This is a genomic window from Candidatus Cloacimonadota bacterium, assembly GCA_019429305.1.
Classification (GTDB): Bacteria; Cloacimonadota; Cloacimonadia; order Cloacimonadales; family JAJBBL01; genus JAHYIR01.
Genome location: JAHYIR010000046.1, coordinates 1 through 6,402 on the forward strand (window position 1 = coordinate 1; position 6,402 = coordinate 6,402).

The 6,402-nt window shown below is 38.7% G+C and carries 6 protein-coding genes; all 6 read right to left on the minus strand.

Features of this window, described 5'->3' with window-relative positions; all coding sequences use genetic code 11:
* Positions 1–291 precede the first annotated feature (291 nt).
* Positions 292–882: an acyltransferase gene (locus K0B81_09615; protein ID MBW6516849.1), complete on the minus strand. Its 591-nt coding sequence runs from the start codon at positions 880–882 to the stop codon at positions 292–294.
* Positions 883–1,361: 479 nt separating this feature from the next.
* Positions 1,362–2,180, minus strand: a complete 819-nt coding sequence (locus K0B81_09620; protein MBW6516850.1) for a polysaccharide deacetylase family protein — start codon at positions 2,178–2,180, stop codon at positions 1,362–1,364.
* A 386-nt stretch (positions 2,181–2,566) separates the two neighbouring features.
* Complete coding sequence (locus tag K0B81_09625) at positions 2,567–3,337, minus strand: hypothetical protein (GenBank protein ID MBW6516851.1); 771 nt, start codon at positions 3,335–3,337, stop codon at positions 2,567–2,569.
* A gap of 19 nt (positions 3,338–3,356) precedes the next feature.
* Positions 3,357–3,719, minus strand: coding sequence for a four helix bundle protein (locus tag K0B81_09630; protein MBW6516852.1), 363 nt, complete (start codon positions 3,717–3,719; stop codon positions 3,357–3,359).
* 53 nt (positions 3,720–3,772) lie between these two features.
* Complete coding sequence (gene wecB, locus K0B81_09635) at positions 3,773–4,897, minus strand: UDP-N-acetylglucosamine 2-epimerase (non-hydrolyzing) (GenBank protein MBW6516853.1); 1,125 nt, start codon at positions 4,895–4,897, stop codon at positions 3,773–3,775.
* Positions 4,898–4,995: 98 nt separating this feature from the next.
* The coding region (locus tag K0B81_09640) for a right-handed parallel beta-helix repeat-containing protein (GenBank protein ID MBW6516854.1) at positions 4,996–6,402 on the minus strand (1,407 nt) is incomplete at its 5' end.

Sequence of the window (6,402 nt, forward strand, 5' to 3'; positions counted from 1 at the left end):
ATTTAAAACAGAACATAAAAAAAACGGAGCATTTCTGCTCCGTTCTTTATATATTTCTAAATAACTTTTTACTCTTAATTACTATTCAATAACCCCTGACACTTTTCTTCTTGCTAATCCTTCCAATGGACTAGCTTCGCTTATATAGTTTTCATTATACATTCTACATTATACATTGTCAATTGCTGTATCGCAGTTAAGCTTCCTCAGACTTTTCCCGTAACTCGTAACACATAACTTTTTTTATTCGTGTTCATCAGTGGAATAATTAGTGTGCATTCGTGGATAAAATCAACTTTTAAACCCGATCGGTATCCCATCCTTCATCTCAAACTCTCTGATCAACTTCGCCGGCATCCCACCAACCAATGTATTCGGCGGTACATCCTTCGTCACTACTGATCCTGCCGCTACTATAGCCCCTTCTCCAATAGTTATCCCGGGTAGTAATATAGCCCCGATCCCGATCCAGGCATTTTTCTTGATCACTACCGGTGCAATAAAAGCTTCCGAGACATTTTTATGATATTCCCACGGTTTACTATGAGTTAGGATGTAATTAGAACCCGAGATACCAACACCGTCTTCAATGATCACAAAGTTAGGATAAGCATCATCTATTGTTACCAAAGGACCCATTTGGACATTTTTGCCGATCTTTACCCCTCGCATTCGTTGTAGCTTTAACCTAACACCATTGTAAGGTGCAGTTCTGGCACAAACTTGCAGATAATGATCAATCAATCTCCGTATAAGAAACCTTGTTTTAGCTAAGAATCCCTTATATCCGTGCCTTCTGGCAGCACTTTCCACTGATTGCAAAAACGGCATGATCTTATGATTATCAATCTTATGCTTTTTCAATTCCAAATAATCTTTCATATCGACTCTCTCTTTCTTAGTCTGTTCAGGTTTCTTTACTTCTGAGACCGGCTAAAGCCAGCGTTCCAATCCCCTTGCTCCACTCCCAATGGACTTGCTTCTCCTTCCGCTGGTGCGTTTTAATCATTTCCTCTTGCTAAGCTTCCGCAGGTGCATCCGTGTATATCTTTTTCTAATCTGTGTGAATCCGTGGTTAAATCCTTGCTTCTCCTTCCGCTGGGACATTTTTATCTTTTCTTCCTGCTATTCTTCCAAAGGACTCGCATCCCTATCCAATGGTCTTTTCTACCTACTACATAATATCTACTACTTACTATTTCTGCTCCCTCGATTTTTTTCTTCCGCTGGGGCGTTTTAATCATTTCCTCTTGCTAATCTTCCGCAGGTGCATCCGTGTATATCTTTTTCTAATCTGTGTGAATCCGTGGTTAAATCCTTGCTTCACTCCCTCTGGCTTTTTTCCGATCACTGATTACTGATCACAGATCACGGTTTTTACAGTATTCCTTCACCGTCACAAACCTATATCCCCTCTTTTTCAAAAACTCAATCTCCTTCTCCAACATCACCCCTGCTTTTCTTCCCAGATTCTTCAATTTCATTTTATTTCTCAGAAGATCACTCCATAAATAGGAAACTAATCCCTTAGCCCTTCTGGTGAACTCCCTTTTTTCAGCAAACTCCTCGATCAATTCATTGGGATGGATCACAAATACGACCGGTTTACTATTGAAACCATTCTCCCAGTGCAGCAGATATCTCACTATCTTCGTTACAGCGGGCATGATCCTCAGTGAAGTTCCGAGATAGGGAACTAACAGAGCAGAAATTGGCACTTCTATTATAGAACTATCTCCTCTTCTGAACAGGTCACCCTTTTCAGTTTTATATGGCAACCTCGGTGAAAAGAACCATTTAAGTTTTTTTAACCCACCAAAAGAGAGAAAAAAATCAAATCTTTGAGAAGCGAGCGAACTATCGATCAGAAATCCTGTCTCTTCCAATGCTTTATGAGTATCTCTATTAACCCTTAGAGCGGGAGCACGAAATGAGATAACACTCTCACCGGCAATATCTTCCAATATCTTCTTCGCTTCTTTCAGATGCCTGACCTGTTCTTGATAACTCAGAACATCAAATGCCTCTTCCGGTTTATGTGACAGTCCGTGACAACCAACTTCATGACCATAGGGCAGAATCATCTTAACTATCTCGGGAAACTTACCAGCTATATAGCCGGTAAAAAAGAAAGTACTCTTTACTCCGTGCTTTTCATAGATCTCCAGAAGCTGCGGCATCCCTTCCTTCAACAGATAGGGAACCGTCTCATCCCGCAGAGTATTATGCCATAATGATGTCGTCTCCACATCATTGGTCATCATCGCATATCTAACTCTCTCTTTCTCCACTTTTTTTAACCATTTTCCTTGCTTAACGTCATCGCTTAAACCCTGAGCATTAGCGATGGGTGACATATAATAGCCTGCGACTTCAGTCGCAGGGATGGGACGAAGTCACATTTGGGAGGCGGGTGGGTATAGATTAACCAATCCCAGACATTGAAATGTCTGGCTGTTATATTTCATACCCCTACGGGGCATTTATTCCTTTCTTGCTACACTCCCTCAAGTTTTTCCCGTAACACGTAACCCATCACCCGTAACATTTTTTTTCCTATCACAGATTACTGATTACTTCTCTTTACTTTCTTATTCCTATAATATTTTTTATACAAACTATGAAAACCCACAAAATACCTCAAAAACAACCACTCCCCCAAACTCTCCGCCCAGATATCCGGATGTACATTAAACATTATCTGGTCGGGTAATTCATCAACACTATCTATGATATCGAAAGTTGTCCGAAACGAAAAATCGTAACCTGATTCAACCTTATCTCTCACCGCAATATTGCTATCATTCCAGCTCTGAGTTGTGTCTGACAGATAAAGGACTCTATTAAAATCAAGATTGAGGTAAGGTTCGCAAACAAGATCGTATTTACTGATATCGTATGATTTCCACAAATCCCTGTTATCATGAGGTGAGCCACTTCTTCCATGCATGCAGATGGTCTTTACAGGATAGAATTCTCTCAATTTTGCCAGATTGTTTTCGAAAGATTTGATCGCTTTCTTCATATTACCGTTATGATAGGTTAGTTCCTCATAATGATAACCTATCTCATGCCCTAAGGAAACAATCTCTCTCACCACAGACGGTTCAAAACAGCGGTATAAGATCCTAAAATAGTAAGATGCCTGAATACCCAGCTCAATCTCCAACCGGGCAAAGGGAAGCGCCTTCTTACTCCAGATATCAACATCATGCCGCATAATCACCACCCTCTTCCCCGGCTTCTCACAAAAGTCCTCCAGCCGTTGAAAGGCATAACCCGCTTCCCTGAGCTTCTGCAATAAGGATCTGTAAGTTGTGTAAGTAAAATCTTTCATTTCAGTTACTAGTTACTAGTTAAAATTTCTCCTTAGAAAGTGATCTGATTAAACTAATGGTCATCTTGGATAATTCAGATAACTCATCTGACAAGTTCCTATAAGAGTCAGGAGTTATGAACGATAAATTCAATGAGATAATTAGTTGAGTTTCTAATTCTGCCATTGATCCTAAAGCAATATGCAGAAATTGTATCAATTCCTTTTGAGATCTTCTGCCAGAACCTTCAGCTATATTTGATGGAATGGACACCGCTGCTCTTCTCATTTGATTAGTAATCCCATAAATCTCTGACTTAGGAAATTTTGTAGTTACATCATAGATATTTGTAACAAAAATCACGCTCTTTTGCCATAAGACCAGATCTTTGTGTGTTCTCATTTTATACTCATAATGTTGATTTTTTGTTTTCACTGGTAACTAGTAACTAGTAGCTAGTAACTACTTTTTTCTTCGTCGAAATACCTTACAATTACTTCAACGACCCTCTCCCCCGTTTTCCCATCCCAGAATTTTGGAACTGTTCTTTTCTTTCTTTTTCTCTTCAGGACATCCAGGGTAGCGTTGACAATACTCTCTGTATCGAGTTGGACTAATTGATTCGTTCCTTGTGTAATAGTTATCGGTCTCTCCGTGTTCTCTCTCAGTGTTAGACAGGGAATGCCGAAATAGGTAGTTTCTTCCTGTATTCCTCCCGAATCGGTAAGCACAAGAGACGCCTCCATCTCCATTTTTATAAAATCATGATAGCCGATAGGTTCACTTATCAAAAGTCCCGGTGTATTTTCAACCATTTCGGCTAATCCCAGCCGGTCAATATTTTTTTGTGTTCTGGGATGCATGGGGAAGATGATCTTGATACTCTTTCCGATCTCAGCAAAGGCATAAAGTATTGTTTTCAGCCCCTCTCTCTCATCGACATTGGATGGTCGGTGCAATGTAGTTAGTATATACTGCTCGTCATTGTCCAATCCCAATGTTTTTTTTATCTTTGATTTCTTCGCCTTTTCCAGCTGTTCAACCAGAGAATCTATCATTATATTGCCGACAAAAAAGATCTTTTTCGGATCAATCCCCTCTTTCTCTAAATTCTTATTGGCATCGATAGATGGAGTGAGTAGAATATCGGAGATCCTGTCTGTCAATACCCTGTTGATCTCTTCCGGCATTCTTTCATCATAACTTCGCAGCCCTGCCTCCAGATGTGCTACTGGAATGCAGAGTTTTTTGGCTACCAGGGCACAGGCAAAAGTTGAATTGACATCACCGGCAACCACAACCAGATCGGGTGGAGTGGAAGAAAGAATGAATTCTTCATACCTTTCGATTATTCTGGCAGTCTGTTCGCCATGAGTTCCCGACCCGACATTGAGATAAACATCCGGTTTAGGCATCTCCAGATCATCGAAAAAGAGCTCCGACATCTTTTCATCATAATGCTGCCCGGTATGTATCAAGCTAACCTTAAATATATCTTTCTTTTTTTCTAATTCTCTGTAAAGGGGTGCGATCTTCATAAAGTTCGGTCTCGCCCCCACGATCAATTGAATCTTCTTCATTTCACTCTTCTCAATTCTCAATTCTCAATTCCTTTACTACACTTCCATCTACTAATAACTGCATAGCTAATAGCTAATCACTTTCTCCTCGAACCATCTTACTCTTCCTGTATACCCGCCCCCTCATACGGTTGATTTAAGAAAGGGACATAATCGATATATGCATTATTAATAGTGTTTGTTTCCGGTTCATCATTTTTATCCCATATCAATTCTTCTATTTCCGAGACAACCGTAGTACCCCAGTAATTATGAGTAGCATCATGATATCTGATAGGACCGGCATAACGAGTTCTTACAGCATATTCAGAACAATCGAAATTATTGTAGTTTATCGTAGGGAAAGCATATCCTCCTGAAGAAAGATAATCAATATTGTTTACGCCTATCACAGCACTGATTACATTCCTCTGTATAGAAACACTGCTACCTCCACTATTGAGTATTCCTACTTGTGTATTTGAAAAAATACTCTCTTCTATAACATTATTAGAATAAAACCAATGCAATAGGGATATGTTCTCGTTATTGATAAAATAATTGTTAGTTAACAGATTATTCTCGGAGTTTTGAATTCTGGCGCCTCTCAGGTTGTTAGCAAAAATACTATTTTTTACAATGCTATCATTCATGTTCTCTGTATAGAGAGATGCATTGTTCTCATCCTGAGACCCGCGAAACAATACTCTATTGATCATAACATCATTTATTTGCATAGCATAACAACCTGTTAATTTATTATTGAATATCACATTTTCTATTTCAATTCCACTGGTCTTCAAAATAATACCGAAATTACCAAAAGAAAATATTCCTCCTGATAGTTTATTATTGGTAATTGATGCAGTTGATTCGATTGTAACATTAGCATAATTAGAAATGTCTGAATTTACTGGATGAAAACCATCATTAGATGTAACCTTGAAGTATTCTCCCGATAAATATTCAGCTGTTAATCCACCCATAATAGTAATACTTCTTAAAGGATTAATTCTTAAAACTGTCCCGGGTTTGATAACAAGATGAGAGCCATTATGAAACACTGTATTTTCCTCAAATATATAGTGCCGGTTTGACTCTAATATCATTTCCTCAAATACATTGTTAACTATAAGTACTTCCGGATATAGAAAAATTGGTTCATTATAAGTCGATATATTGGTTGTTCCTTTTTCAATATCTACATTATGTTTATATATAAATCCCCATCCTTCTTTTCGGGCAACAAAATTGTATGTACCACTTGCAATATCTTTGATCTCGAAAGAGCCATTAACATCGGTTAATCCTGATGCAATGGGATAATGCGATCTATGGTCGAATTCTGTTACCTGTGAGATCTGTACCCCAATATGAGGGTAATCTCTGTTAATACTTGCTATATCCTGATCTAAATTAGCTAAATTGTATATACTGACAGTAATGTTGGAGTGATCGAGAATCTCTTCATCATCTCCGACTAATCTCACATATCCTTTTATAGAAACTTTAGCCGTCCCTGTGGG